Consider the following 25,555-nt stretch of genomic DNA (forward strand, 5'->3'; position numbering starts at 1 on the left):
CGATGAGAGCAAAAAGCAGCCCGCCGAAGCGGGCTGAGGAATACTGAACTCCCGGCGGGAGTAGCTATAGAACCTTGATTTCCGCGACACGGAGCCATTTCGGTCAGGATTGCGCATCAGGCGCCCGGCGGGGCCACAGGCGCGTCCGCAAAGCCCGCGTCATCGAGCGCCTTGCGGACGAGGCCCGAAGCCTTCGCCTCTTCCAGGAATGCACTGACGAAGGCAAGAGCGGACGGCTTGCCATGAGCAACGGCGATCGCGATCCCCGTTTGCTGGAAGCCGCCGTCGAGGACGCGAGCGCCCGGCAGTTTCGCAAGCAGCGTTCGGAATGCGTCGCGGGAAAGCGCCAAGGCTTCCGCCTTTCCCTGCAGCAGACGATCGACGGCTTCGGCAATCGTTTCCACTGCTTCGGGGACTGCCGTCTTGAGGGAACGCGTGGCGCTGCGGATTGTCGTCGTATTGACGATGCCGACGACGCGCACGCCCTCCCGGTCGACCTCTTCCAAGGTGGTGATGCCTGACGAGGCGGTCACGAGATAGGTGCTTTCGAGGACGTAATAGATCGGACCGAAGGCGACGCGCCGGCGCCGCTCGTCATCGACCGGCATGAAGCTCACATCGACCGTTTCATTTTCGACCGCATCCGTGCAGGCGCCGGAGTTCGGAAAATTGGCGATCTCCGCCGCAATCCCGAGCCTTGCGGCGAGCGCATTGCCGATATCGACGGTCACGCCGCGATAAGCTTGGCTTTCCGCATCAAAGACGGCGAACAGGGCCGATGGCGCCGGTGCGGCGACGATGCCGATCCGCAGGCTTCCCGTCGGGGTGAGTTCGCGCAGGACGAGATCGTCGCGGGCGACCGCGTCCGTGGTGGTCGATGACATGGAAAGACTCCCTTGGCTGATCCACAGGGCGCGGCAAGCCCCCTTCCCCATAGCAGAAAGATCCAGGCCGTCATCTTCAAACCGGCGTGCCGACGCCAAGCAACGCTTCCTTCTCGTTCACCGACAGGCTCGTCAGCCGGTAGAGAATGAAGCCTTGCTTTTCCGAATGGATGCTGGCCAGCACTTCGCCGAACACGGTCCGGATTTCGCCGAGCAATTCGCCCTGGGCGACCGGCTCGCCGAGATCCTTGCGCGGGTACCAGAGCCCGGTCGCGGGCGCCACCGGCACCCACATCGTCACGACGTCGAGCGGCGTGACCGGAGCCGCGCCTGGCAGCATGCCGATATGCCGCATGACGCCACGAATGCCGTCCGTCATCTGGGCGACGGTCGCGTCTCCCCATAGCCCGTTGCCGCTCACCTCCGGCAGGATGCTCGGGACTCCGAGCTTGTGGGCCGCATCCACTGTATAACCGGCTCCGCCGGCCGCGACGGCGACCGGAATGCCGAAGGCGACCGCAAGCGCCTTCGACTTCTCGCATCCGGCGGGAAAGATCGTGAAGGGCTGAAGACCTTCGTCGAGGTCGCCGCCATGGCAATCGATATACGCGTCGGCTTTCGGAAACACTTCCGTCACCAGCCAGTGGGCGAGCCGCTCGCTGGTCGTGCCGTCCGGCCTGCCGGGGAACATGCGGTTCAGGTTCTTGCCGTCCTGCGGCATGATGTAGATGTTACGCCTGTGGAACGCCTGCGTGTTGAGGATCGGCAGGATCAGCAGCGTCCCCTTGATCTCCACCGGCCTCGTCTGCATCAGGCGGACCGCCGCTTCGATCGAGCAATATTCCGAGCCGTGCACGCCGGCCGTGATCAGCAGGCAAGGACCCGGCTCGGCGCCCTCAATGATGGCGAAGGGGATTTCGAGCTCCTCCGTCGGATGGACATGGCCGAATTCCACACGCGGCTTCCCGCTACGGAGAGCTGGCAAGACGTTCATCGAACAAAATCCTCAAAGCGATTGAACCTGCTCGGCGAAAGGCGCTTGAGCGCCTTCCGCGAAATCGGCGTCTCTCCCGGCGGAGCTGGTCAGCTCTTCTTTACCCCCTGCAGCCGGATAAGCCCGTCCGGATAAGGAACGAAGCCGTCGACATTGCTGCGTGCCGCCCAGATCGACTTGTAGTGATAGAGCGGGATGAACGGCACGTCGGTGAGATAGATGCCGACGCTCTGCGCATAGAGCTTGGCGCGTTCCTTTTCATCGGTGATCTGCCGCGCCTGGGCGAGCAGCTTGTCCAGCTCGGGATTGCAGTAGCGCCCCCAGTTCAGGAAGCCGTCGCAGGCGACCCACGGGCTGATATTGCCGTCCGGATCGGGCCGCCCGCTCCAGATCGCCATCGAGGCCTGGTATTTGCCGGCATCCGAATTGGCGGCGAGCGTCGAGGATTCGAGCGACTGGATCTTCACGTCGAAGCCAGCCTCCGCCGCCATGACCTGGATCATCTGGCCGACCTGGGCGAGCGTCGGGCTGTTGGCGACGGAAAGCGTGAAGGACGGGCTCGTCACGCCCGCTTCTGCAAGCAGCGTCTTCGCCCGGGCGACATCGCGACCCTTCAACGCATGGGTCGGATCGTAATAGGGTGCCCCGACAGGCTCCGTCTGGTTGGCCGGCGGGAACAGGCCCTCATAAACAACCTCGCTGATCGCGCCGCGATCGATCGAAAGCTCCAGCGCTTGGCGCACCTTGGCGTTCTTGCCGAGCGGATTGTCGGCGCTTTCGCCATGGGCGATGTTGATGGAAATGACGTCGAAGGCTATCGACGGCCCTTGTATGGCCTTGACATCCTTGTCGTCCTTGATCGCCGCGACATCGCTCGGCGACAGCCGCTCGATGAGGTCGAGGTCGCCGGAACGCAGGCTCAGCAGGCGCACGGCATCGTCCGGGATCATCCGGTAGGTGACGGAATCGAGCGAGATCGCGTCCTTGTTCCAGTATTGGTCGAAACGCTTCAGAGTGATGTGGTCCTGCGACACGCGCTCCACGAACTGGAACGGGCCTGCGCAAACGGGATGCGCTCCGATATTGGCGCTGTCCCTCGCGAGCGCCGCCGGCGACATGATCATGCCGGCTCGGTCGGCGAGCACGCTGACGAGTGGCGCATAGGCCTGACTGAGCTTGATCGCCACCGTCAGCGGATCAACGACATCGACACTCGCCACCGGCTTCAGCTCGGTCTTGCGCCTGGAGATCGGATCGGTGCGGTAGCGGTCGAGATTCACCTTGACCGCAGCGGCATCCATTGGCTGCCCGTCGTGGAAGACCACGTGATCGCGCAGCTTGAGCGTCAGCGTCAGACTGTCCGGGGACCATGACCAGGACGTGGCGAGCTGCGGCTGGAACGTACCTTCGGGTGTCGTATCGATCAGCTTGTCGCACAGCGCCGCGAAGATCACGCGGCCGGCAACCGAGCCTCCGGTCGCGGGGTCGAGAGCATCCGGATCGGCTCTGAGGCCGATCTTGAGGTCTGCCGCCGAGGCGGAAGCGGCGAAGAGAATTGCGGCGAGGAAAGCGGACATCGATCCGATGTCGCGCCGCCCGGTCATGGAAGTCATGGACAATACCTCTCTCTTGTTTGCGGAAGGTACCCGCTGCCGGAAAGCAGTTCTAAAATTGTACTAGCACAAGATAACAGCAATGCACAATATCGTGCATTGCCCATTTTATGGGCTCTGCCACAGTTGTTATTTTAGAAATTTCTCGGCCATTTTCGGCAATCATCCGATAAAAATTTGAAATCAACGAAACGTCCGGCTCCTATTGACATACCCAACCGCCTGCTCTGTTATAAAGATGTATAACGATTATAGTTTTTGAGCCGACTCCGATCTCCTTCCGGTCCTTCACGGCGCCACCTCCCATCCGGCCCGCCGGAAGAAGGCCGGCAAGGACCATCGGACCGGCTCTTCCTGGCGAAAGACCAGCAACCAGAGGAGAATAAAAATGAGATTTTCGTCGCTGCTGCCCGCCGTGATGACCGCATTTATCGCGGCCGGCGCCCAGGCCGACGACCTGAAGATCGGCCTGCAGGACGATCTCGACGGTCTCGACCCGGCCCGCTCGCGCACCTTCGTCGGCGAGGTCGTGTTCGAATCCTTGTGCGACAGCCTCGTCGCCGTTGGGGCCGACCTTATCGTCAAACCCGAACTCGCCGAAAAGTGGTCATGGAACGCCGACGGCACCGAGCTGACCCTGGCGCTTTTCCCGAACCTGAAATTCCATGACGGCAGCGCCATCAATGCTGCCGCCGTCAAGGCCAATCTCGACCGCGCCGTCACCCTGCCCGACAGCATGCGCAGATCGGAATTGCAATCGGTCAAGGGCGTCGAGGTGGTCGACGGTCTGACGGTCAAGATCACGCTGAAACAGCCGGATCCGACCCCGCTGCCGCAGCTTTCCAACCGTGCCGGCATGATGCTGTCGCCGGCGAGCTTCGAGAAAGCCGTGACCGCGCCCTCCTGCTCCGGTCCCTACAAGTTCGTCGCCCGCCAGCAGAACTACAAGATTGACCTGGAGAAGTTCGCCGATTACCGCAACGCGGCCGACTACCATTTCGACAAGCTGACATTCATGATCATCCCGGACACGACGGTCAGGCTCGCGAACCTCAGATCGGGCGCGCTCGACATGCTCGAACGTCTCGCCCCCTCCGACATTCCCTCGGTCAAGGCGGACGACAAATTGCAGCTCGCGCAGATCACGAGCGTCGGATACCAGGGCATGACGATCAATGTCGGCAACGGTACAACGCGCGCCAAGGGCCTGCTCGCCAAGGACAAGCGCATCCGCCTCGCGCTCGAACTCGCCATCGACCGCAACGTCATCAACGACGTGGTAGGCTCGGGCATCTTTCAGCCGGCGCAGCAGCCGTTCACCGGCGTCAGCCCCTATCACAACAAGGACATCAAGGTAACGGCCCGCGATGTCGCCAAGGCGAAGTCGCTTCTGAAGGAAGCGGGCGTCGACAAGGTTTCGTTCGAACTGCTCTTCGCCAATTCCACGACCAGCCAGCAGGTCGCCGAACTCATTCAGGCCATGGCGGCGGAAGCGGGCTTCGACATCAAGCTGCGCGCCGTCGAATTCACCTCGATGCTCGCCCAGACCCAGACCGGCGATTTCGATGCCGTGCTGACCGGTTGGTCGGGTCGCTACGATCCGGACGGCAACCTGCATCAGTTCGTCACCTGCAAGGCATCGCTCAACTATGCCGGCTTCTGCAACGAACAGGTCGACAAGGACCTGAATACCGCCAAGGTGACGGGCGATTTCGAGACCCGAAAGAAGCTCTATGACGACGCCCAGTCGATCCTGCAGGACCAGCTGCCGATCATCTATCTCTACCACCAGCCGTGGCCTTTCGTACTTGCCAAGAACCTGAAGGGCTTCACGCCGCTGCCGACCGGCCTGATCAGCATCAAGGGCATGACCAGAGCCTCATAGGTCCCGGTCCGATGCGCCCGGAAGGGTCTGCCTGTAACAGGCCGGCCCTTTGTCCTGCTTTTCACTCGGCGCCATCCTCGACCTTGTGCCGAATACCTACAGACGTCGACGGTGTGCAGATGCTCGCGACAGGTCCGAGCATGGGCCGGCCCTTTCCCTCAGGCCTCCCGGTGGACGAGCTTCTTCGCCATCATCATGTGAATGCCCTTGCAGCCGTTGACCGTCTGCGTGACGCGCAAGTCGCCGGCCAGGCTGCAGAGTGTGTAGGCGTCTTCCCGCGACAGCCCGCCCTTTTCGCCGAGCAGAACGATCATGTCCCTGAGCGCCATCACGACGCACTGGTCGAGGTCCGGGTCCATGCCCATGGTGATGTAATGGGTCGGCGTCTCGGCACGGGGATAGACGAAATCGAGATCTTCGCGCACGGTCATTTGGAACGTGCCGCGCAACGCTGTTTCGATCGCCGTGATGCAGACTTCACCATCACCTTGCGCACCGTGACCGTCGCCGCAGGAAAACAGCGCACCCTCGTTGAATATCGGCAGGTAAAGTGTGGTGCCGGCGACGAGTTCCTTGTTGTCGATATTGCCGGCATGCGCACGCGGCATAATCGAGGTGATGCGGCCCCAGTTCGGCGGCGGCGCGACGCCCATGACGCCGAAGAAGGGTGCGAGCGGCAGGTCGAGCCCCCAGGGCAGCCGCGCGACGTTTTTCTCCTTGTCGAGCGGAATGTTGAGGAGCCGCGAAGTTTCGAAATCGTAAGGCAACGTGCCGGCGAGCGGACGGATGACATTGTAACCCCAGTCCTGACGAAGCTCGATATCGAGGATCTTCACCTCCAGAACCTGGCCGGGTTTGGCGCCGCGCACCGCGACCGGGCCGGTCAGGATATGGCCCTGCATGATCGGCCGGCAGTTCTCATGGATCTCGAGATGTTCGGGAAGGATGGTGAAGCCTTCCTTCGGCAGCACCTCGACCGGCCCGGAGACCGTGTCGATCACCACCGTGTCGCCGCTGTCGATGGTGACGACCGGCTCCCGGGCGGGATCGAAATAGCCCCAGGCGCAATTGTTCGAGGATGCCGGCACTTTATGTAACATGGCTTTATGCTCCATTGTTCTGCCCCGCAGGATCTGAAGCGGAGCGCTTTTAAATTTCTTAAATCATCGGCCGGTGATAGGCGCCGAGCGCCGCCTCGACGGAATGCGCGGCCTGCAGCAATTTCTCATCCCCGCCGAGCCTGCCTGTCAATTGGATGCCGAGCGGCAGATGGCCGTCCATGCCGCAGGGGATGCTGATCGAGGGATGCCCGGTCATGTTGGAAAAGCCGCTCGACAACATTTCTCCCTCCTCGCCGTCCTCGGTGAATTCCGGATCCTCGACGGGCGCTGGAAAGGGAACGCTTGGGCTCAGCAGCACATCCACATCCGCAAGACGCGCTTCCACCGCCTGCCGGAGCTTTGCCTGAAACTGCTGCGCCCTCAGATAGTCGACGGCCAGCGTCTCGAAACCGGAAACGACCTGTGCCAGCGTCCGCGGTGCATAGCCCTGCGGATTTTCAAGATGCAGGTCCGCATGGATGAGCGACGCCTCCGGCTTGATGATATGGCGCAGCATGGAATTGGCCTGCGACAGTTCGGAAATGTCGATCGTCCTGACGATCGCTCCGCGCTCCTTCAGCGCCTCGACGACCGCCGTGAGGTTCTGCGCCACCGCCGGTGTCAGTTCGGGACTGTCGCAATGATAGCTGGCAAAGCCGATCCGCAGGCCGGAAAGCGACGGCGGCGACAGCGCAATATTCCGGCCGGCAAGGCAACCGAGCATCAACGCCGCATCGGCGACGCTGCGCGCCAGCGGCCCGGCATGATCGAGGCTCCAGGAGAGCGGGAAGACACCTGCCGTCGGCACCAGCCCATAGCTCGGCTTCAGCCCGACGATGCCGCAATAGGAGGCGGGAATGCGGATCGAGCCACCCGTATCCGTGCCGACCGAAAGCGGCACGATGCCGGCTGCGACAAGCGCCGCCGAACCGCCGCTCGACCCGCCGGACGTGCGCGACGGATCATGCGGATTGTTGGTCTGGCCGATATCGGGATGCGCGATACCATAGGCATATTCGAGCAGATTGGTCTTGCAAAGGATGATGGCGCCGGCGGTGCGCAGCCGGGTGACGAGCGGCGCGTCATCCGCAGCAATGGCCGGCTTGCGGACACGGCTTGCAAAACCGGTCGGCGCACCGCGAACGTCGATGATATCTTTGATGGCGACCGGGATACCGTGCAGCGGCCCCAGGTTTGTCCCGGAACGAAATGCAGCGGCGGCGCGTTCCGCATCGCGCGTCGCCTCCTCGGGCATGACATGGGCGACGGCGTTCAGGCGTGGTTCGAGCGCCTCAAGCCGCTCCAGCGCCTGCGCCACCACGTCGACGGGAGACAGGGAGCCGTTCCGATAACGGGCAGCGAACTCCTCCACGCCAAGAAAACCGATATCGCCTTCCGGCATGCGCCGTATCCCTTCCACGCTCACTCCTCCTTTTGCGAAATCCTCCGCTCCTGCGACGATATCAGTGGGGTTTCGGCAAGCCGTCTCAACAGCATCGCCCAGGCCTTCATACCAAAGCGGAAACTCTCCAGCCGGAAGAACTCGTTCGGAGCATGGTAATCCTCGTCCGCGGTCGAGAAGGAAAAGAAGATTGAAGCACAGCCGAGATGCTTGCGGAAAGCGCTGCCGATCGGGATCGTCGCGCCCATGGCAACGCGCAGCGGCTTTTGGCCGAGCAACTCGCCGAGCACATCCTCGGAAATCTTCAATGCCGGCAGATCCGGATCGATGAAATCCGCTTCGCTGCCCGGCCCGTGGCGGTGGACTTGGAGCGTGAACCCCTTCGGCAGGCGCTTTTCGAGATGGCGAGTGATCGCAGCAACCACCGCGTCCGGCTTCTGCCCGGCGACCAACCGGCAGGTGATCTTGACGCTCGCCGAATTCGGGATGACGGTCTTGGTGCCCATGCCCTGGTAGCCGCCGGAAATGCCGTTGAATTCCAGCGTCGGCTCCAGCCATTGCCGGATCAGCAGTTCGCGGCCGGTCTCGATCGGGGCGGCTCCCGGAACGCCAATCTCGCGATAATAGGCTTCATTGTCGAACTCCGAAGCCTCAATCGCCGCGATGATGCGCGGATCCGGCGGGCTCGTGCCGTTGAGAAATCCGTCGACGTCGACGCGGCCGTCCGGCCCGTGCATCGAGGCGAGGAGCGCTGCAAGCGCCGCGATCGGGTTCGGCGCGCTGCCGCCATGGCGGCCGGAATGCAGGTCCTTCGCGGCGCCCGTCACCGTGACATCCAACGCGACGAGGCCGCGGCTTGCGACTGTGATCGACGGCCTGTCCGGCCGCCACATGGCGCCATCGGCCGAAAGCACGAGATCGCAACAAAGCTTTTCACGGTACTTTTCGAGCGTCGACTCGAAATGCGGACTGCCGGATTCCTCCTCGCCCTCGATCAGCACCTTGAGATTGACGGGCAGCCGCCCCTCCTCGCGCACGAACGCCTCGGCGACGAGGATCGGGATCAAAAGCGGCCCCTTGTCGTCGGAGACCCCGCGGGCATAGAGCCGATCATCCCGTTCATCCGGTTCGAAAGCCGGCGTCTTCCATTTGTCGAGCGGGTCCGGCGGCTGCACGTCGTAATGGCCGTAAACGAGGAAGGTCGGTAGCGACGGGTCACCTACGATCTCGCCGTAGACGGCGGGATGGCCGCCTGTTTCCAGCAATTCAACCTCGGAAAAGCCCGCACGGGTGAGCCGATCTGCCACGAAATGTGCAGCCGCCTTGATGCCCTCCGCATAGGCCGGATCGGTGCTGACGCTCGGAATGCGGCAGAAAGCCTTCAGGTCTTCCAGACCGGCGGTATAATGGGCGTCAAGAAAAGCCTCGACGCTCATTTGCCGCCGTCCACGCTGATAATCTGGCCGGAAATCCATCCGGCATAGTCCGACGCAAAGAACATCACCATGGCGGCGATATCATCGGGCGCGCCGAGGCGCTTCAGCGCAATGTTCTGAAGGAGCCGCGCCTGTCCCTCCTCGCCCATCGCCTCCCACTGCTTTTCCGTCGTGGGGTTGGAGCGCACGAAGCCGGGCGCGACGTTGTTGACGGTGATGTTCCAGGGGCCGAGTTCGTGGGCGAGCTGGCGGGTCAGCCCGATCTGGCCGGCCTTGGCGCTGGCATAAGCCTGGATGCCGGTCAGCGAGATGCCGATGCCGGCACCACTGGAAATGTTGATGATGCGCCCTGCCCGCTTCTTTTTCATGGCCGGCGCCACCGCCTGCGCCATGAAGAAGGCGCCTGAAAGGTTGACGTCGAAAATCGTCTGCCAGTCGCTTTCGGAAATCTCCTCGATCGGCCGGCCGACCTGGCCGCACACGCCGCCGGCATTGTTGACGAGAATATCGACGTCGCCGAAGATCGGGACGAGCTTCTGCACATCGGCGCGGCTGCCCACATCGAGCACGTGCGCGGACGCGTTCGGGCCGCAGAGTTTTACCGTTTCCTCGAGCCCCGCAGCATTGATGTCGCAGACATGCACCGTTGCTCCGCGGCTTGCGAACCCTTGTGCGATCGCTCGGCCGAAGCCGTGCGCCGCGCCGGTGACGATGACTATCTTGCCGTCGAAGGAAATGTTCATGCCGCAGCCCTCGCAAGTTCGTCGATATTGGCCATGTCGAGCGGCCGCTTGCCGTCCTCGATCTCATGGATCATCTCGATGACGCGCGCGGCGAGCGGCGTCGGCACGCAGGATTCCCGGCCGATCTCGACCACCGGAAGCACCTGCGCGTCCACTTCGGTCTTCCGCTTGCGGATCGCCAGATCCCGCCAGATGCCGGAATGGGATTTGGCCGACCTGCGGTTATGCGCCACCATGTCCTCGAAGGACTTGTTGGTCTGTTCCGGCGTCGCGAGCGGCCCGAAGGCTGCGGGGTCGAAGCCGTCGAAGGCCTCTGGCTTGATATTGTTGATGGCCGCGACGGTCGCCACTTCCAGCGCGAGCTTGCGCAGCACCGGCCGGGCGACCGGATTATCGAGCACATCGGCGATGCTGTCATTGGTGAGCGCCGTGCCGAACAACAGCGCGCCATAGATCAGCTTGCCCCAGAGGAAACCCCAGATATTGTTGGTGATCAGCGCCTTCGGCTCGAACGACTTCATGAGCTGGTAGATGCTTTCGGCGCGGTCCGTGAAACGGCCGTCGAGCTCGCCGATGACGACGGCGCCGCGACCGCTATATTGCACCACACCGGGCTCGAAATAATCGGCGCCGAAATTCACGAAACAGCCGATCACCCGGCTATCGCCGGTGATGCGGGCAATCACCCGTTCGTTCAGGCCGTTCTGCGCCGAGACGACGTAACCGTCCGGCGCAAGATGTCTGACCAGCGCCTTTGCCGCCTCTTCCGTGTGATGGGCTTTGACGCAGAGGAAGGTACGCTTATATTGGCCTTCGAGTTCTTCCGGCAGATAGGCCTTCGCCTTCACCACGTCCTCGAAGATCGGACCGACGATCTTCAGCCCTTTCTCGTTGATCGCGTCAACATGTTCCTTGACATTGTCGATGAAGATCACCTCTTCGCCGGCCCGGATGAAGGCAGCCCCCAGCGTCCCGCCGATCGCGCCGGCGCCCCAGATCAGGACCGGCCCACTCATGCCCAGCCTCCTTCGAGAAGCGCGCGCGTCTCTTCGATCGCTACGTCCCAGATCGCCTGCATCTGCTCGTCCGGCCGCTCGTAATAGCCGCCGAAATTGCCGTCACCGAGATAGGTCTTGACGGCCTCCGGCGACATCACCCGCATCCGAGCCGTATCGATCATGGGCTTGCGCTGCAAGGGTTGCGCGACGCCCTCAAGTCGCGTCCAGGGGAAATTCTCCATCCACGAAGCGTGCGAGGCGACGGTATCGGTCTCCTGTACCTTGGCGAAGGTCTTCGGCGCGTTCCACCAGTTGTGAAACTTGACGGCGGTGTCTGGATTGTCCGCCATCCATTCCACCGCAAGGCTCCCGGCCGGTTGGTTGCCACCATGGCCGTTGACGATCAGGATGCGGCGGAAACCCTGCCGCCTCAGCCCGTCGAGGATATCGCGGACGAGACGGACATAGGTTTCCTGGCGAATGCTGATGGTGCCCGGATAGGAAAGGAAATAGGGCGTGATGCCATAGGCCACCACGGGAAAGACCGGAATTCCGAGCGGTGCGGCCGCCTCCGCTGCCACTTTTTCCGACAGGATGGAATCGACGGATAGCGAAAGTCCTGCATGCTGCTCGGTGCTGCCGAGCGGCAGGACTGCTCTGTCGTCAGTCTTCAGATAGGCCTCGATCTGCTGCCAGTTACATTCCGATATTCTCATCTCCGCCTGCCTTCCTTATCCTTGCGCATCGATCGGCGCTCGTTTCGCGTCGTCCACGGGCTGCGGCAAGACGCCGGCAGCGCGTATGATCGGCACGATCACCCGCTCGATATCGGCCGTATCGGGCGCATGGCGATATTCGATCGCCGGCACACCTTCTGGAACGTCAGCGAGAATGCTTTCCGCCCCGGAGGCGTAGACGACGACGGTGGCATTCGCGATCACCGCATCGAGGCCCGGCGTATCGAGCACGCCGGCGACGACCTCCCCCACATGTGGCGCGAAGCGCTGCACGCCGCTCTTCATGATCGGCAGGAATTCAGGGAACCGCGAGATGACGGCGATGCGGGCAAGCGAGTCCAGCGAGGCGAGCGCCCGGCGCGTTTCCTCCGACGGCGTGAAGCTGATCGTCACGACCTTCGTATTCGGCACCAGCATCGCCACGTCTCGGTGCCGGTTGGCGATGGTGACGGCGAGGTCGGCGGAATTGGCAAGCGCCTTGATCTTGGCATCCCGCTCCAGGGCCGCGACCGTCACCGGCTCCACGGTGACATCGCGCCCCAGCCGGGCGGCGATGAAACGGGCATAGCTCGCAGTCGCGTCCTGAAACAGCCCGATCATGACAATCCTGAGGCGCGGTCCGACGCTGTCGCGGTAGAAGACACGGGCACTGACCAGCGAGACGAGTTCGGTCGGCCGGATGCCGAGCGCCCGGCTTTCGTCGATCAGCTGATCGATATGCTGGCGTAACCCGCTGGCCTCGGTCCTGCCAGCCACCCGCGCCTGCTGGCTGTCACTGACAAAAGTGCCGGCGCCCGGCCTCGTATCGATGAGGCCTGCCGCTTTCAGATCGGCATAGACCTGGCTCACCGTCATCGGCGCAACACCGATCTTCTCGGCAAGCTCCCGCACCGAAGGCAAGGCTTCCCCAGGCGCCAGTTCCCCGTAGGTGATGCCATATTCGATAAGCCCCTGAAGCTGTGTGCGCAGCGGCACAGGCAGCTCTCGGTCGATGAAAAATTCCATGAAGCTGTTCGTCATTGTCCGTTATAGTTGAATATAACGATTATCGCTCCACAGAAGGTGCGGTCAAGAACTATCCAATGTTTGGCGCGGAAATTCAGTTGACAGCGTTTCCAGCGCATGAAATCGTTATTGCCAACAAGAACAGTTTTCGTAAAATAACCAGGGGAATGGCCATGAAAACAATCGCTAGGGCGGTGTTTACCGCTGCACTTCTTTTGGGAACCAGCCTCTCGGCATTCGCCTTGGAACGGGGCGGCACGCTGACCTACGGCCGCTACGCCGACAGCCTTTTTCTCGACCCGGTCCTGAACGACGCCAATGTCGATATCTGGATTCTCTCCAACCTTTACGACACTCTGCTTCTGCCGACGGACGATGGCAAAGGAGTTCAGCCGGGGCTCGCGAGCGAATACAAGCTCGCAGACGACGGCATGAACCTGACGCTGACCTTGCGCGACGGCATCAGGTTTTCCGACGGCTCGCCCATCACGCCCGCCGATGTCGCATGGTCGCTCAAGCGTGCCGCCAAGAAGGATAACGGCATATGGGGTTTCATGATCGAGTCCATCGACGATGTGACGACCGAAGGCGATAAGACCATCCTCATCAAGCTCAAACATCCGGACCCGGCCATCCTGGCCGCACTGACTGTCTTCAATACCGCGATCCTGCCGCAGAAGCAGTTCGAGGCTTCGCCGGGCGCAACCGACGAGGAAAAGGCCAAGGCCTTCGCCGAGCATCCGATCGGTTCCGGCCCGTTCGTGCTGAAGTCCTGGGATCGCGGTTCCAGCATGAAGCTGGTCCGCAACGAATATTACTGGGCCAAAGGCGAGGACGGCCAGCCGCTACCCTATCTCGACGGCATCAACTTCGAGCTGATCCCGGATGACGCCACGCGCATTCTGAAACTTACGTCCGGCGAGATCGACGGAGCCGAATTCATCCCCTATTCCCGCGTCAACGAGTTGAAGTCCTCGGGCAACCTCAACATGGAGCTCTTCCCCTCCACACGCGTCGCCTACATCACGCTCAATGTACGCCCGCAGCTCGGCGGCAAGGACAATCCGCTGTCCAATCCGAAAGTGCGCCAGGCGATGAATTTTGCCGTCAACAAGGAAGCGATCATCCAGATCGTCACCCATGGCGTCGGCAAACCGCAGACCTCCTATATGTCCACCGCGACGCCGCTGCATGTCGGCGACAAGCCGCTTTATCCTTACGACCTTGACAAGGCGAAGCTCCTCATGAAGGAGGCCGGTTTCGAGGGGGGCTTCTCGACCAGCATCCTCGTGCTCGCAGGCAACCAAGACGAGATCGCCGCCTCGACAGCGCTGCAGCAGATGTGGGCACAGATCGGCATCAAGCTGGAATTGCAGCAGGTCGACAACCCGACCCGCACACAGCAGTACCGCGACGGCACCTTCGTGATGCGCAATGCCGCCTGGACCGACGACATCGCCGATCCGAACGAGATCACCTCCTACTTTGTCTATTCGAAGACCATCGACGCTCTGCATACCGGATGGAAGAGCGACGAGGCGGACCAGCTCTTCGAAGCCTCGCAGAAGGAGATGGATCCGAAGAAGCGGGCCGAGCAATACGCCCGGATGCAGGAGATCTACAACGCGGAAGGTCCGACCGTGCCGCTCTACGAGACACCCTATCCGGTGGCGCTCAGCAAGAAGGTTCACGGCTTCCTGCAGATTCCGCTTGGCAACAACATCTTCGCCAAGACCTGGAAAGAGAAATAATTCCGAGCCTGTTGCGCAGGCCTCGCTTTCGAGGCCTGCGGCCTTTTTCCGATAGAAAGTCCGGGAGAGGCTTTTGCCACTTTTCAGTTTCGTTATCCGCCGCCTGCTCCAGATGATACCGACGGTGATCTTCATCCTCATCGTCACCTTCATCCTCGTGCGTCTTCTTCCCGGTGATCCCGCCAGCGCCATGCTCGGCGACCGCGCCCGGGATGCAGACGTGGAGCGGATCAACCGCCAGCTCGGCCTCGACCAACCCGTCGTCGTGCAATTCTTCTATTTCGTGAGGCGCGTCGTCACCGGCGATCTTGGCAATTCGATCGGCCTCAAGGTATCGGTTTCGTCACTGATCCTCCAGCGCCTGCCGGTGACATTGATGCTGACTGGCATGTCGGCTCTGATCGCGCTTGTTCTTGCCGTGCCGCTCGCCTTCATAGCGGCGTCGAAACGGGAGCGGCTGCCGGACAGCATCATCCGCGGTGCGTTCCAGATGGGGCTCTCCATGCCGGTTTTCTATGTCGGCATCGTACTTCTCACCGTTTTTGCGGCCCAGCTGAAACTCTTCCCGGTCGGCGGTTATGGCGACACACTTGGCGACCGGCTCTACCATCTTTTCCTACCGGCATTGACGCTGGCGCTGAGTTTCGCCGCAGTGCTGATGCGCAACCTGCGCGCCTCGATCATCGAGGTGATGAATGCCGAATATGTCGATTTCGCCACGGCCAAAGGCCTGCGCTCGCGGGTCATCCTCTTCCGGCATATCCTACGCAACGCACTGATCTCCACCGTCACCCTGTTCGGCCTGCAAATCGGCACGCTGCTCGGCGGCGCAGTCATCACCGAAACGGTCTTCGCCGTGCCTGGCGCCGGCCGTCTGCTGATCGACAGCATTTACGGCCGCGATTATCCGGTACTGCAGGGGCTGACGATCGCGCTCGCCGTTCTCGTCTCGCTGACCTTTCTGATCACCGACATAGTCCAGGCCTGGCTCGATCCAAGGATTGCCCGATGAGCGCCGACTGGGCTGCGGCAAGATCCGCCTTTCGCCTGAAGGCGCTGCCGCGATCGCTTGTATCGGGCGGCGTCATTCTCGGCCTCAGCCTTGTCCTGGCGCTTTGGCCTTCTCTCTTGGCACCTTATGATCCGACCGCGTTCGACTACAGCGCATTGCTGGCGCCGCCGAGCTGGGCGCATCCCTTCGGCACCGACAATTTCGGCCGTGACGTGCTCTCGCGCGTTATCCATGCCTATACGATCGACATGCAGATCGCGATCTTCGCAACCATCGGCCCTTTCATTTTCGGCACGATCGTCGGCGCTTTCGTCGGTTATGCCGGTGGCCTCTGGGAGGCGATCTTCGGACGCATCGTCGATGCGACGATCACTTTTCCTTTCCTAGTCCTGGTCATTGCCATCGTCTCCGTACTCGGACCCGGCCTTGGTAACATGTATGTCGCCGTCGGCGTGGTTGGCTGGGTCTTCTATGCCCGGCTGGTGGCGGCCGAGATCAAAGTGCAGAAACGGCTCGATTATGCCGATGCCGGTCGGGTGATGGGCTACACGCCACTGCGCATCATCTTCCGGCATCTGCTGCCCAACGCGATTACGCCAGCGATCGTCTACTGGGTGACTGACATGGCGCTGGCGATCTTGCTCGGCTCCAGCCTTGGTTATCTCGGCCTCGGCGCTCAGCCGCCAGCCGCCGAATGGGGCGTGCAGATCGCCGACGGCAAGAATTTCATGAACACGGCCTGGTGGATCTCAGTCTTCCCGGGTGTGGCAATCGTCCTGACCGGTCTCGGCTTCAGCCTCGCCGGCGACGGGGTCGCGGAACTTTTGAGGGTGCGGCGGTGATGGCGATGTCCGCAAACATGGGGCCGAACGGAAACACCGACGGAAACGAGAATGCCGGGCTCGTCGTGCGCGGCCTGACCACGACGTTCGATACGCCGCGCGGGCAGGCGATCGCCGCGGCCGATGTCGATTTCGATGTGGCACCGGGCGAGATCGTCGGGCTTGTCGGCGAATCCGGCTCGGGCAAGAGCGTCACGCTGCGTTCCATCATGGGGTTGATCCGCAAGCCGGGACGCACGACCGGCCATGTCGACTGGCGCGGCCGCGATCTCGTTGCCATGTCGTCAGAGGAACTCCGCAGGATCCGCGGCAGCGAGATCGCGATGATCTTCCAGGAACCGATGACGGCGCTCAACCCGGTCCTGCCGGTCGGCTTGCAGATCGAAGAGAATCTGATCGCTCATACGACGCTCACCACCAGGCAGCGACGGTCGCGAGCACTGGAGCTGATGAACATCGTCGGCATTCCCGCCGCCGACCGACGTCTCGACGAATATCCGCACCAGTTCTCTGGCGGCATGCGGCAGCGCGTGATGATTGCGATTGCGCTCGCCTGTTCGCCGAAGCTTCTGCTCGCCGACGAACCGACGACGGCGCTCGACGTGACGATCCAGGACCAGATCCTCAAACTGCTGCTCGATCTGCGCGACCGGATGGCGATGAGCGTCGTGCTCGTCACCCACGATCTCGGCGTGGTTGCCGCGACCTGCGACCGAATGGCGGTCATGTATGCCGGCCGCATCGTCGAGACGGGCGCGGTGGCGGAGGTCTTCGCTCGGCCGCGTCATTCCTATACGCGCGGATTGCTCGGCTCCGTGCCCCGATCCGGCACCTCGCGCACCATGCTGCAATCTATCGAGGGCACGCCGCCGAGTCTCACCAACCTGCCGACCGGCTGCGCCTTTCATCCGCGCTGCAGCTTCGCAACGGATATCTGCCTCAAGGAACGCCCGGTGCTGGAGGCTGTGACCTCGCCAACCCGCACGGTCGCCTGTTTCCACCACGAGCGAGTGGCGGAGGCGGAGGCGATCCTGTGAACGCGACCCTTCCTATTCTTTCGATCGACGGCGTCTCGAAACGGTTTCGCGGCCCTTATTCTCTGATGCGGCGCCTGAAAGGCGAACCGCCACTCATCGTGCATGCACTGAACAACGTGACGCTCGAAGTCCATCGCGGCGAGACGCTCGGGATCGTCGGTGAATCCGGCTGCGGCAAGTCTACGCTGGCGCGCTGCCTGGTGCGCCTGCACGAGGCCGACGATGGCGCCGTGCGTTTCGAGGGCAAGGACATCTCGCTCTTCCGCGGCACCGAACGGCGCGCCTTCAACAGGCGTGTGCAGATGATCTTTCAGGATCCCTACGGCTCGCTCAACCCGCGCATGACCGTATCGCAGATCCTGGGTGAAGCGCTTTTCGTCCACCGGATGCGGCCGAAACCGGAGATACCCGGCCGCATCGCCGAACTGCTGGACCTCGTCCGCCTGCCACAGGATGCGGCCGGGCGCTACCCTCATGAATTTTCCGGCGGTCAACGCCAGCGCATCGGTATTGCCCGGGCGCTCGCCGTGGAACCCGATGTGATCGTTGCCGACGAACTCGTCTCAGCGCTCGACGTCTCGGTACAGGCGCAGGTGATCAACCTGCTGCTGCAGCTCCAGTCAAGGCTCCATCTCACCGTCGTCTTCGTCGCCCATGACCTGCGCCTGGTACGGCATATCTCGCACCGGGTGGCGGTCATGTATCTCGGCCAGGTGATGGAGGTAAACACCTCGGAAGGCCTGTTCACCGCGCCGCGTCACCCCTATTCCAAGGCGCTGCTCGAAGCCGCGCCGGAGCTCGACCCAGGCCAGCGCAATCGCAAGGTCGCGTTGCGCGGCGAACTGCCGAGCCCGCTCAACCTGCCGCCCGGCTGTCCCTTCGCAGGCCGCTGTCCGCATGTCTTCGATCGCTGCCGCACCGAGCGGCCGCTTCTTTCGCCCCGTGGACGCGGTCAGTTCGCCGCCTGCCATTTGACTGATTTCGGCACGCCGGCGCCAAACGCAAACAATCCAACAGGACTCTTGTTTCCATGAGCTACGAAGCCTTCAAAAGCGAGGTCGCCAAGGTCAACGACATCCTTTGCGCAGTGAACCTGCTCACTTGGGATTCGCGGGTGATGATGCCGCCGGGCGGCGTCGATGCCCGTGGCAAGCAGATCGCGACCCTGATCGGCCTCGCCCGGGACATCGCGACCGGCGACGGTTTGCAGCGGGCAATCGAGGACGCCCGCGCGGAGCTTTCCGGCGTCGCTCCCGGTGATATCCGCCTTCTTGCCGTCGAACAGGCGGCCGATGCAATCGGCACGCTTTCCCGCATCCCGGCGTCACTCGTCGGCGCCGCGGCGGAACTCAAGACCGTCTCCCAGGCGGCCTGGAGCAAGGCGCGGGCCGCCAACGACTTCACGGCCTTCGCCCCCATGCTTGAGCGCACGATGGATATGCAGCGCGAAATCGCCACGGCGATCGGCTATGACGACCATCCCTATGACGCGCTGGTCGCGACCTACGAGCCGGGCATGACTTGGAATCGCCTGCGTGGTCTTTACGGAGAATTGCGCGAAGCCCTTCTGCCCCTCCTCGCCGAGGTGAAAGAAGCGAATGTCCGTGCCGAAATCCTCGACCGAGCATATCCGGTCGACAGGCAGCGGGCCTTTTCGAGCTTGATCTCCTCCCGCTTTGGTTATGATTTCAACCGCGGCCGTCTCGACGACACCGTCCATCCTTTCGAAATCTCCTTCACCCGCTCCGACGTGCGCATCACCGGCCGTTTTCGCGAAACCTGGTTGCCGGGCGGGCTCTTCGCCGTCTGGCACGAGGCCGGCCACGGCATGTATGAACAGGGCATTACCGAAGAGTTCTCGCGTTCGGTCTTCGCCACCGATTTCGTCAATCTCTATGCTGTCGGTGGGGCGAGTTTCGGCACGCACGAATCCCAGTCGCGCCTGTGGGAAAACCGCATCGGCCGCTCGCGGCGCTTCTGGGAACTGAACTTTGCCGACCTCAGGAAGACCTTCCCCGACCAGCTTTCGGATGTCTCGGCCGAAGACTTCTGGCGCGCCGTCAACGCCGCGCGTCCCGGTTTCATTCGCGTCGAGGCGGACGAACTGACCTACGATTTCCACATCATGCTGCGCTCGGAAATCGAGGCGGGGTTGATGACGGGCGAGATCCGCGTCGCCGAGCTGCCGGCCATCTGGCGCGAGAGGATCAAGGTCTATCTCGGTCTTGATGTGCCGAGCGATACACTCGGCGTCTTGCAGGATGTGCACTGGTCGGCTGGCATGGTTGGGTCATTCCCGACCTACACGATCGGCAACATCATGTCCTCGCAGTTCTTTGCAGCCGCCCGCAAAGAGACCGCGGTGGAGCTCGGACTCGACGCGGGCGACTATCTGCCGCTGAAGACATGGCTGAACGACAACGTCCATCAGTTCGGCCGCTCAAAGAGCCCGAGCCAATTGCTGATGGATGCGACCGGTTCCGATCTTTCGACGGCAGCTTATATCGCCGACCTCGCACACAAGGTGAAAGAGTTGACGGAATAACGGCAGCGGGCGGGAATAACCGATCGCCGCGCCGGCTTGTTTCGCAGCAACCTGATCATGACCTCCGCACGCAGCACGATCAGATTGCTTGGCCTGCGACATCTCGGGCCATCGGGCAGTCATGGCTGACCGACCGCAAGTCCAAGAGAAAACCGGTTTCACCTACACAGATGCGTGGAGCGAAGATGCGCCATGCCTGCTACCGTTGAAACGAACCCATGAAAAAGATCCCGCCGGTGGGAATAATCTGAAAAGCACGATGTCTACCCTCCTGAACTCTTCGAGAAGGATCAGGAGACAACAATGACTCACTGCTTTTGCAGCACCCGCGTTCTGGTGACAACATCCCTCCTCGCCGTCATTTCCGTATCGGCCTTTGCCCACGATGCGCCGGCTCATCACCACGAAGCCGCGGCTGCCACGGCGGACGAAAGTCCGTTCCTGCAGGAAAACGACGCCGCGATGGTGAAAATGATGAACGATATGGCAGTCAAGCCGACCGGCGATGTGGATCGCGACTTCGTCGAGATGATGATCCCCCATCACCAGGGCGCTATCGACATGGCCGTCGCGTATCTGCGCTACGGCAATAACGAGCAGCTAAAGCGCCTCGCGCAGGAAATCATCGTCGATCAGCAGCAGGAAATCGCCGCCATGCGCATTGCAGTAGGCGATCCGCTGCCCGCATCCGACGCCGTACCGACGCAGGTCAAATCAGGTGGGGCAACGACAACACGGAGTTCCGACGAAGAGACATCAAAGGCTCCGACCATCCAGATGATGATGATGAAACCGGCCAACTGAAAAGGACCGAGATATGAGAACCAACCTGAAGATCTTTGCTTTGCTTGCAAGCACCATGCTTTTACCCGTGGTAGCCTTTGCCGGTCAGGCCCCTGGCCTGGCCTCCGATCCGGACATTCCGATCAGCCACAAGGATCGCATCTATGCCGCGGAGCAATTCTCCAACACGGTTTCGGTATCCGATCCGGTCGACAACAAGCTGCTCGGCGTCATCAAGCTCGGCGATCCGCAGCCCGGCAACCTGAGCCCGCTCTACAAGGGGCAGGTCCTCGTCCACGGCATGGGCTTCTCCCCCGACCACAAGACGCTTGCCGTCGTCTCGATCGGTTCCAACTCGGTCACCTTCATCGATACCACGACCAATGCCGTCAAGCACACGACCTATGTCGGTCGCTCGCCGCATGAGGCCTTCTACACGCCCGATGGCAAGGAGGTCTGGGTCACCGTGCGCGGCGAGGACTATATTTCTGTCATCGACGCGAGCACGTTCGAAGAAAAGACCCGCATCAAGGTTGCTCCAGGCCCCGGCATGCAGATCTTCTCGCCGGATGGCAAATACGGCTACATCTGCTCGTCCTTCAATCCGGACGTTTCAGTCGTCACTGTCGCCGACCACCAGATCGTCGGCCACGTAAAGCAGGAAAGCCCCTTTTGCCCCAACATTGCCGCCTCGGCCGACGGCAAGCAGGTCTGGTTTACGCTGAAGGATATCGGCAAGACACAGGTCTTCAATGCCGAGGCACCCTTTGACCTCATCAAGACCATCGATACCGGACCGATTACCAACCACGTCAACCTCGTTATCAACAAGAACGGCAGCTTCGCCTATGTAACGGTCGGCGGTCTCAACGAGGTCAAGGTCTTCCGCACGGACAATTTCGAGCAGGTCGCGACGATCCCGGTCGGTAATCTGCCACACGGCATCTGGCCATCGGGCGACGGCACGCGCGTCTATGTCGGGCTCGAAAACGCCGATCAGTTCGCGGTCATCGACACGCTGAAGAACAAGGTCATCGCCAATATTCCGATCGGCCAGGCGCCGCAGGCGGTCGCCTATGTCCCGAATGCTGTTCCCGAAGGCGACGGAATGCAAAACCTCGTGCCGCTCGGCACTGCCGGAGACGCCGCTCACCTGAAGCTAGCAGCCACGGGAGACAAAGACAAAAAGCAATCGACGAGCGTTACCCTGTTCAATCAGGGGCTGACGCAGGTGCTCCAGGCTGCCGTCGCCGGCCTTGATCCCAAGAAACCCTACGTCCTTGCTCTTTCCGACAAGCCCGATGGCAGCGGTCAACTCCAGGGATTGGCGACGTTCATGACCAATCCTGCCGGTTCGGCCATCGTCAACGCGGTCGGTCCGATCCGACAGATCGTCGAGGCCAGGCACAAGGACGAGAAGCGATATCTCGTGGTTGCGACCTCAGCCGATGGCAAGCCTGGCGAGGTTGTGCAGGTTCAGGCGGAGTAAGTATAGTGGCCCGCCCGTTCAAGGCGGGCCATCCACCGGCAACAGGTGCGTTATGGATGATCTCCTCTCTCAAGTCGAACCGATGATCCCGGCGCTGCGGCGCTATGCCCGCGGTCTCATCCACGACGCGGTCGCAGCTGACGATCTCGTACAGGACTGCCTTGAACGGGTGATTTCTCATTGGCACCGGCGCCGAAACGATGATGCCCGCACCTGGGTGTTCGCGATCCTGCACAATCTTGCGGTCAATCGCCTCAGACAGGCCTCCAGGCGCGGAGAGCATGTCACGATCGACGACATTGGCGAGAGTTTTATTGCGCATAAGCCGACGCAGGAAGACGGACTTACGAAGGCGGACGTCATGGCGGCGATTCAGCGATTGCCGGAAGAACAGCGCAGCGTACTTCTGCTGGTATCGGTCGAGGACCTGTCCTATGCCCAGGTCGCCGAAGTGCTGGCGATCCCCATCGGGACCGTCATGTCTCGGCTGTCGCGAGGACGCGAGCGCCTGCGGCAGATCTTGGAGGATCCTGCGAGCGTCGCTAGACCGGGTTCGCATCTGCGGAGAGTGAAATGACTGACAGGCCAATCACGGAAGATGACCTTCACGCCTATGTAGACGGTCGGCTCGACGACGCCCGTAGTGCCGAGGTCTCGATCTATCTCGAAAGGCACCCGGATGTCGCCAACCGTTTTGCCTCCTACTCTGCCCAGCGCACCGCTTTACGCTCCGTATTCGATCCTGTCACCGAAGAGCCTATCCCTGTCAGCCTCAATCTCAATCATATGATCGCCGCGAAACGACAGAACCGTGTCTCCGCCCTGAGGCTTGCGGCGGCGGCCATCGTGCTCTTGTTCGCAGGCGGCTCCGGTGGCTGGTACATGCACGGTATGATGACCCCTCCCACAGAAGGCGTGGTCGCCCTCGCCCGGGAAGCCTCTGACAGTTTCGCCACCTATGCAGCCGACAGGATCAGGCCGGTCGAGCTACGGGCCGAAAACATGGTCGAGCTGGTCGATTGGGCGACCGAGCGGATGGGGCAGAAGCCTGTCCTGCCGGACTTATCCAAATCCGGATACCGGCTGATGGGCGGCCGCGTCGTCTCCACGCCTCACGGCGCCGGCCTGATGCTGATGTATGACAACGATCATGGCACGCGCCTTGTCATGTTGACGAGGCCTATGGCGGTGGATCAGACGCGAACGATGACGCCGCATTCTCAAGGCAAGGTTGACGGCTGGAGCTGGGCGTCGAATGGGATGGGTTATAGTCTTGTTGGCTCTCTTCCCTCGGAGGCCTTGCACCCCGTTGCCAACGAGATTCGCAAGCAGGTTCTGGGCGAGGCTTGATCGTTTGGTGGCCGCATTTGATACAGACCAACCCCGGATGAGATAGTTTCCCCCGGGGTTTGTCTGTATGCGGCGGATGGCTCAATATATTGTTTTTCTTATAATTATCGCCAGAGCGAGGGAATAAAATCGCCGCCTCGTGTGTCTTATCGTCGGCATCGCAAGAACGCATGTCAGAACCTTAGGAGACACACGATGAAGTCCACGAAATTCCTGTCGGCGCTTGCCGTCGCCGCATTCGCCGCCACGGCCGCCCTGGCTGCTCCGTCGGTCACCAGTGTCGATACCGCCAAGGGCAAGGTCCTTGCCGGCGAGAAGGGCAAGAGCCTCTACACCTTCAGGAATGACAAGAAGGATGTCTCCAATTGCTATGGCGATTGCGAGAAGAATTGGCCGCCATTGTTTGCTGACGCGAGCGCCACGGCTGGTCACGGCTATTCGATCGTCACCCGGAAGGACGGCAAGAAGCAGTGGGCGAAGGATGGCATGCCGCTTTATTACTGGGTCAAGGACATGAAGCAGGGCGACGTCACCGGCGACGGCGTTCTTGGCGTCTGGGATCTCGCTCGTCCTTGAGTCTTGTCGCGTGAAGACATCCGCACCCGAAGTTTCGAGGGCCAGGTTCTGGCCCTCGTTTCCCGCTCCGGCGCTATTGGCGACGCCCCGCCCGCTTTAATGCTGACCCGACGACCTGCTTCAGGCCTGCATCGAAAGGTGCCAGCCTCCGCAAGCGAATACCGCCCCATCAGTCGAAATCAGTCGCCTCAGGCAGGAGTGCGGTGCGATCGCCATCTCCACCGCATCTCCCGCAACACCGTGAAGTTTCGGAAAGATCTGAAGGATTGAAAAGGCTGTATTCGCGTTGCCCACTGGGCATGCCCTCCACGCAGTTTGGGCAACGCGATGGAACCGCCGTTGGCTCAAACGCCTGGGCGGCCGTAGCTACATCTCGCCTAAGGCAGAGCGACATTCGATGTTCAAGCATGCGTGAACGTGGCCCGGCGCGATCTGTCGCAGCTCGGGCCGGACGCGACTGCAGTGTTCGGTGGCGATCTGACAGCGTGGATGAAAATGGCAGCCGAGGGGCGGATGGAGCGGTGAAGGTATTTCGCCCTGGATCGGCATGAACCGGCGGCGTTGCAGCGAAATCTTGGGCATGCCGTCGAGTAGCATACGCGTATAGGGATGCGTCGGCGAGGCGAAGAGCTGCTTCGTTTCGGCGAGTTCCACGATGCGGCCGAGATACATCACCGCAACCCGGTCGCAGAGATGGCGGATGACGCCGAGATCATGGCTGATGAAGATCATCGCAAGGCCGCTGTCACGCTTGATATCCATCAACAGGTTGATGATCTGCGCCTGCACCGAGACGTCGAGAGCCGCAACCGCTTCGTCGCAGATCAGCATGTGGGGCTTGACCGCAAGCGCCCGGGCGATGCCGACGCGCTGGCGCTGGCCGCCGGAAAACTGGTGCGGATAGCGATTGATGCTGTCGGCAGGCAGGCCGACGCGGGCGAGAATGTCCACGACATAGTCCTTTGCCTTCGAACGCGGCACTAGTCTGTGCAACACCGCTGCCTCGCCGACGATCTCCCCTACCCTCAGACGCGGATTGAGGGAGGAAAGCGGGTCCTGGAAGACCATCTGGATCTTCAGCGCGTCGCGTTTGCGGGCCAAGAAGCTGTCATAGGCTTCGCCACGGAAGCACCGCTCGCCGGAAGAGGCCGGCAGAATACCGGCGATCATCCGCGCTAACGTCGATTTCCCGCAGCCGGACTCACCGACCACGCCGAGCGTCTCGCCTTCGCGTAGCGTCAGCGAGACGTTGTCGACGGCCCGCAGCACCGTTGGCTGCCGATCGCGGAGAAAATGATTGGCAAATTCACGAATTGGGCTGCCTCCGACGGTGAAGCTGCGCGAAAGGCCCTTTGCCTCGAAGATCATCTCGT

At 61.8% G+C, this 25,555-nt stretch carries 23 protein-coding genes; 12 read left to right on the top strand and 11 right to left on the bottom strand.

The annotated features are described in order from the left end of the window. Positions 1–116 precede the first annotated feature (116 nt). The 3 genes from J2046_RS18740 to J2046_RS18750 all read right to left on the bottom strand — a co-directional run bounded on the left by J2046_RS18740 (position 117) and on the right by J2046_RS18750 (position 3,491). Complete coding sequence (locus tag J2046_RS18740) at positions 117–884, bottom strand: transporter substrate-binding domain-containing protein (RefSeq protein ID WP_210054415.1); 768 nt, start codon at positions 882–884, stop codon at positions 117–119. Positions 885–960: 76 nt separating this feature from the next. Continuing rightward, positions 961–1,878, bottom strand: a complete 918-nt coding sequence (locus J2046_RS18745; RefSeq protein ID WP_210054417.1) for a succinylglutamate desuccinylase/aspartoacylase family protein — start codon at positions 1,876–1,878, stop codon at positions 961–963. A gap of 89 nt (positions 1,879–1,967) precedes the next feature. After that, the gene (locus J2046_RS18750; protein ID WP_210054419.1) at positions 1,968–3,491 is read right to left on the bottom strand and encodes an ABC transporter substrate-binding protein; all 1,524 of its coding nucleotides are present in this window, start codon (positions 3,489–3,491) and stop codon (positions 1,968–1,970) included. 388 nt (positions 3,492–3,879) lie between these two features. Here J2046_RS18750 and J2046_RS18755 point away from each other — a divergent pair, with 388 nt between their 5' ends. Continuing rightward, on the top strand, positions 3,880–5,376 hold the full coding sequence (locus tag J2046_RS18755) for an ABC transporter substrate-binding protein (RefSeq protein WP_210054422.1): 1,497 nt from the start codon (positions 3,880–3,882) through the stop codon (positions 5,374–5,376). Positions 5,377–5,534: 158 nt separating this feature from the next. Here J2046_RS18755 and J2046_RS18760 read toward each other — a convergent pair whose 3' ends face one another. The 7 genes from J2046_RS18760 to J2046_RS18790 are packed head-to-tail and all read right to left on the bottom strand — an operon-like array spanning position 5,535 to position 12,797. After that, complete coding sequence (locus J2046_RS18760) at positions 5,535–6,476, bottom strand: acetamidase/formamidase family protein (RefSeq protein ID WP_210054424.1); 942 nt, start codon at positions 6,474–6,476, stop codon at positions 5,535–5,537. 58 nt (positions 6,477–6,534) lie between these two features. Then, positions 6,535–7,896 (bottom strand): amidase, encoded by a 1,362-nt coding sequence (locus J2046_RS18765; protein WP_210054426.1) that lies wholly within the window; start codon positions 7,894–7,896, stop codon positions 6,535–6,537. Positions 7,897–7,898: 2 nt separating this feature from the next. After that, positions 7,899–9,314, bottom strand: a complete 1,416-nt coding sequence (locus J2046_RS18770; RefSeq protein ID WP_210054428.1) for a dipeptidase — start codon at positions 9,312–9,314, stop codon at positions 7,899–7,901. Then, positions 9,311–10,057: an SDR family NAD(P)-dependent oxidoreductase gene (locus J2046_RS18775; RefSeq protein WP_210054429.1), complete on the bottom strand. Its 747-nt coding sequence runs from the start codon at positions 10,055–10,057 to the stop codon at positions 9,311–9,313. The genes J2046_RS18770 and J2046_RS18775 overlap by 4 nt, the downstream gene beginning before the upstream one ends. Further along, complete coding sequence (locus J2046_RS18780; protein WP_210054431.1) at positions 10,054–11,073, bottom strand: ketopantoate reductase family protein; 1,020 nt, start codon at positions 11,071–11,073, stop codon at positions 10,054–10,056. Before J2046_RS18780 ends, J2046_RS18775 begins: the two co-directional genes overlap by 4 nt. Then, entirely contained in the window at positions 11,070–11,771 is a 702-nt protein-coding gene (locus tag J2046_RS18785; RefSeq protein ID WP_210054433.1) for a creatininase family protein, read from the bottom strand. Before J2046_RS18785 ends, J2046_RS18780 begins: the two co-directional genes overlap by 4 nt. Before the next feature lie 15 nt (positions 11,772–11,786). After that, positions 11,787–12,797 (bottom strand): GntR family transcriptional regulator, encoded by a 1,011-nt coding sequence (locus J2046_RS18790; protein WP_210054435.1) that lies wholly within the window; start codon positions 12,795–12,797, stop codon positions 11,787–11,789. A 173-nt stretch (positions 12,798–12,970) separates the two neighbouring features. Between J2046_RS18790 and J2046_RS18795 the strand changes: the two genes are divergently transcribed. The 11 genes from J2046_RS18795 (at position 12,971) to J2046_RS18845 (ending at position 24,182) form a co-directional block, all read left to right on the top strand. After that, a complete protein-coding gene (locus J2046_RS18795; RefSeq protein WP_210054437.1) occupies positions 12,971–14,548 on the top strand; it encodes an ABC transporter substrate-binding protein in 1,578 nt (525 codons plus the stop codon). A 73-nt stretch (positions 14,549–14,621) separates the two neighbouring features. After that, a complete protein-coding gene (locus J2046_RS18800; RefSeq protein WP_037148332.1) occupies positions 14,622–15,560 on the top strand; it encodes an ABC transporter permease in 939 nt (312 codons plus the stop codon). Beyond that, a complete protein-coding gene (locus tag J2046_RS18805) occupies positions 15,557–16,402 on the top strand; it encodes an ABC transporter permease (RefSeq protein ID WP_210054439.1) in 846 nt (281 codons plus the stop codon). The genes J2046_RS18800 and J2046_RS18805 overlap by 4 nt, the downstream gene beginning before the upstream one ends. After that, entirely contained in the window at positions 16,402–17,439 is a 1,038-nt protein-coding gene (locus J2046_RS18810) for an ABC transporter ATP-binding protein (RefSeq protein ID WP_233469988.1), read from the top strand. The genes J2046_RS18805 and J2046_RS18810 overlap by 1 nt, the downstream gene beginning before the upstream one ends. Beyond that, a complete protein-coding gene (locus J2046_RS18815) occupies positions 17,436–18,473 on the top strand; it encodes an ABC transporter ATP-binding protein (protein ID WP_210054442.1) in 1,038 nt (345 codons plus the stop codon). Before J2046_RS18810 ends, J2046_RS18815 begins: the two co-directional genes overlap by 4 nt. After that, positions 18,470–19,984: a gluzincin family metallopeptidase gene (locus tag J2046_RS18820; RefSeq protein WP_210054444.1), complete on the top strand. Its 1,515-nt coding sequence runs from the start codon at positions 18,470–18,472 to the stop codon at positions 19,982–19,984. The genes J2046_RS18815 and J2046_RS18820 overlap by 4 nt, the downstream gene beginning before the upstream one ends. A 303-nt stretch (positions 19,985–20,287) precedes the next feature. Continuing rightward, the gene (locus tag J2046_RS18825; protein WP_210054445.1) at positions 20,288–20,788 is read left to right on the top strand and encodes a DUF305 domain-containing protein; all 501 of its coding nucleotides are present in this window, start codon (positions 20,288–20,290) and stop codon (positions 20,786–20,788) included. 13 nt (positions 20,789–20,801) lie between these two features. Beyond that, entirely contained in the window at positions 20,802–22,256 is a 1,455-nt protein-coding gene (locus J2046_RS18830) for a YncE family protein (RefSeq protein ID WP_210054447.1), read from the top strand. Between the two features lie 52 nt (positions 22,257–22,308). After that, a complete protein-coding gene (locus tag J2046_RS18835) occupies positions 22,309–22,833 on the top strand; it encodes a sigma-70 family RNA polymerase sigma factor (RefSeq protein ID WP_210054449.1) in 525 nt (174 codons plus the stop codon). Beyond that, positions 22,830–23,606: an anti-sigma factor family protein gene (locus J2046_RS18840; RefSeq protein WP_210054451.1), complete on the top strand. Its 777-nt coding sequence runs from the start codon at positions 22,830–22,832 to the stop codon at positions 23,604–23,606. Before J2046_RS18835 ends, J2046_RS18840 begins: the two co-directional genes overlap by 4 nt. A gap of 195 nt (positions 23,607–23,801) precedes the next feature. Beyond that, entirely contained in the window at positions 23,802–24,182 is a 381-nt protein-coding gene (locus J2046_RS18845; RefSeq protein ID WP_210054453.1) for a COG4315 family predicted lipoprotein, read from the top strand. Positions 24,183–24,548: 366 nt separating this feature from the next. Here the strand turns inward: J2046_RS18845 and J2046_RS18850 are convergent, their stop codons facing one another. Continuing rightward, entirely contained in the window at positions 24,549–25,550 is a 1,002-nt protein-coding gene (locus J2046_RS18850) for an ABC transporter ATP-binding protein (RefSeq protein ID WP_233470082.1), read from the bottom strand. Positions 25,551–25,555: the final 5 nt, after the last annotated feature.

The sequence above is a fragment of the Neorhizobium petrolearium genome (genome assembly GCF_017873175.1).
Taxonomy (GTDB): domain Bacteria; phylum Pseudomonadota; class Alphaproteobacteria; order Rhizobiales; family Rhizobiaceae; genus Neorhizobium; species Neorhizobium petrolearium.

Bases quoted from the DNA above. Each gene is read 5' to 3' on its own strand.
- J2046_RS18780 (WP_210054431.1), bottom strand. From the start codon at position 11,073: ATGAGTGGGCCGGTCCTGATCTGGGGCGCCGGCGCGATCGGCGGGACG.
- J2046_RS18785 (WP_210054433.1), bottom strand. From the start codon at position 11,771: ATGAGAATATCGGAATGTAACTGGCAGCAGATCGAGGCCTATCTGAAG.
- J2046_RS18845 (WP_210054453.1), top strand. From the start codon at position 23,802: ATGAAGTCCACGAAATTCCTGTCGGCGCTTGCCGTCGCCGCATTCGCC.
- J2046_RS18760 (WP_210054424.1), bottom strand. From the start codon at position 6,476: ATGTTACATAAAGTGCCGGCATCCTCGAACAATTGCGCCTGGGGCTAT.
- J2046_RS18775 (WP_210054429.1), bottom strand. From the start codon at position 10,057: ATGAACATTTCCTTCGACGGCAAGATAGTCATCGTCACCGGCGCGGCG.
- J2046_RS18755 (WP_210054422.1), top strand. From the start codon at position 3,880: ATGAGATTTTCGTCGCTGCTGCCCGCCGTGATGACCGCATTTATCGCG.
- J2046_RS18745 (WP_210054417.1), bottom strand. From the start codon at position 1,878: ATGAACGTCTTGCCAGCTCTCCGTAGCGGGAAGCCGCGTGTGGAATTC.
- J2046_RS18750 (WP_210054419.1), bottom strand. From the start codon at position 3,491: ATGACTTCCATGACCGGGCGGCGCGACATCGGATCGATGTCCGCTTTC.
- J2046_RS18840 (WP_210054451.1), top strand. From the start codon at position 22,830: ATGACTGACAGGCCAATCACGGAAGATGACCTTCACGCCTATGTAGAC.
- J2046_RS18770 (WP_210054428.1), bottom strand. From the start codon at position 9,314: ATGAGCGTCGAGGCTTTTCTTGACGCCCATTATACCGCCGGTCTGGAA.
- J2046_RS18850 (WP_233470082.1), bottom strand. From the start codon at position 25,550: ATGATCTTCGAGGCAAAGGGCCTTTCGCGCAGCTTCACCGTCGGAGGC.
- J2046_RS18790 (WP_210054435.1), bottom strand. From the start codon at position 12,797: ATGGAATTTTTCATCGACCGAGAGCTGCCTGTGCCGCTGCGCACACAG.
- J2046_RS18825 (WP_210054445.1), top strand. From the start codon at position 20,288: ATGACTCACTGCTTTTGCAGCACCCGCGTTCTGGTGACAACATCCCTC.
- J2046_RS18820 (WP_210054444.1), top strand. From the start codon at position 18,470: ATGAGCTACGAAGCCTTCAAAAGCGAGGTCGCCAAGGTCAACGACATC.
- J2046_RS18810 (WP_233469988.1), top strand. From the start codon at position 16,402: ATGGCGATGTCCGCAAACATGGGGCCGAACGGAAACACCGACGGAAAC.
- J2046_RS18740 (WP_210054415.1), bottom strand. From the start codon at position 884: ATGTCATCGACCACCACGGACGCGGTCGCCCGCGACGATCTCGTCCTG.
- J2046_RS18805 (WP_210054439.1), top strand. From the start codon at position 15,557: ATGAGCGCCGACTGGGCTGCGGCAAGATCCGCCTTTCGCCTGAAGGCG.
- J2046_RS18830 (WP_210054447.1), top strand. From the start codon at position 20,802: ATGAGAACCAACCTGAAGATCTTTGCTTTGCTTGCAAGCACCATGCTT.
- J2046_RS18835 (WP_210054449.1), top strand. From the start codon at position 22,309: ATGGATGATCTCCTCTCTCAAGTCGAACCGATGATCCCGGCGCTGCGG.
- J2046_RS18795 (WP_210054437.1), top strand. From the start codon at position 12,971: ATGAAAACAATCGCTAGGGCGGTGTTTACCGCTGCACTTCTTTTGGGA.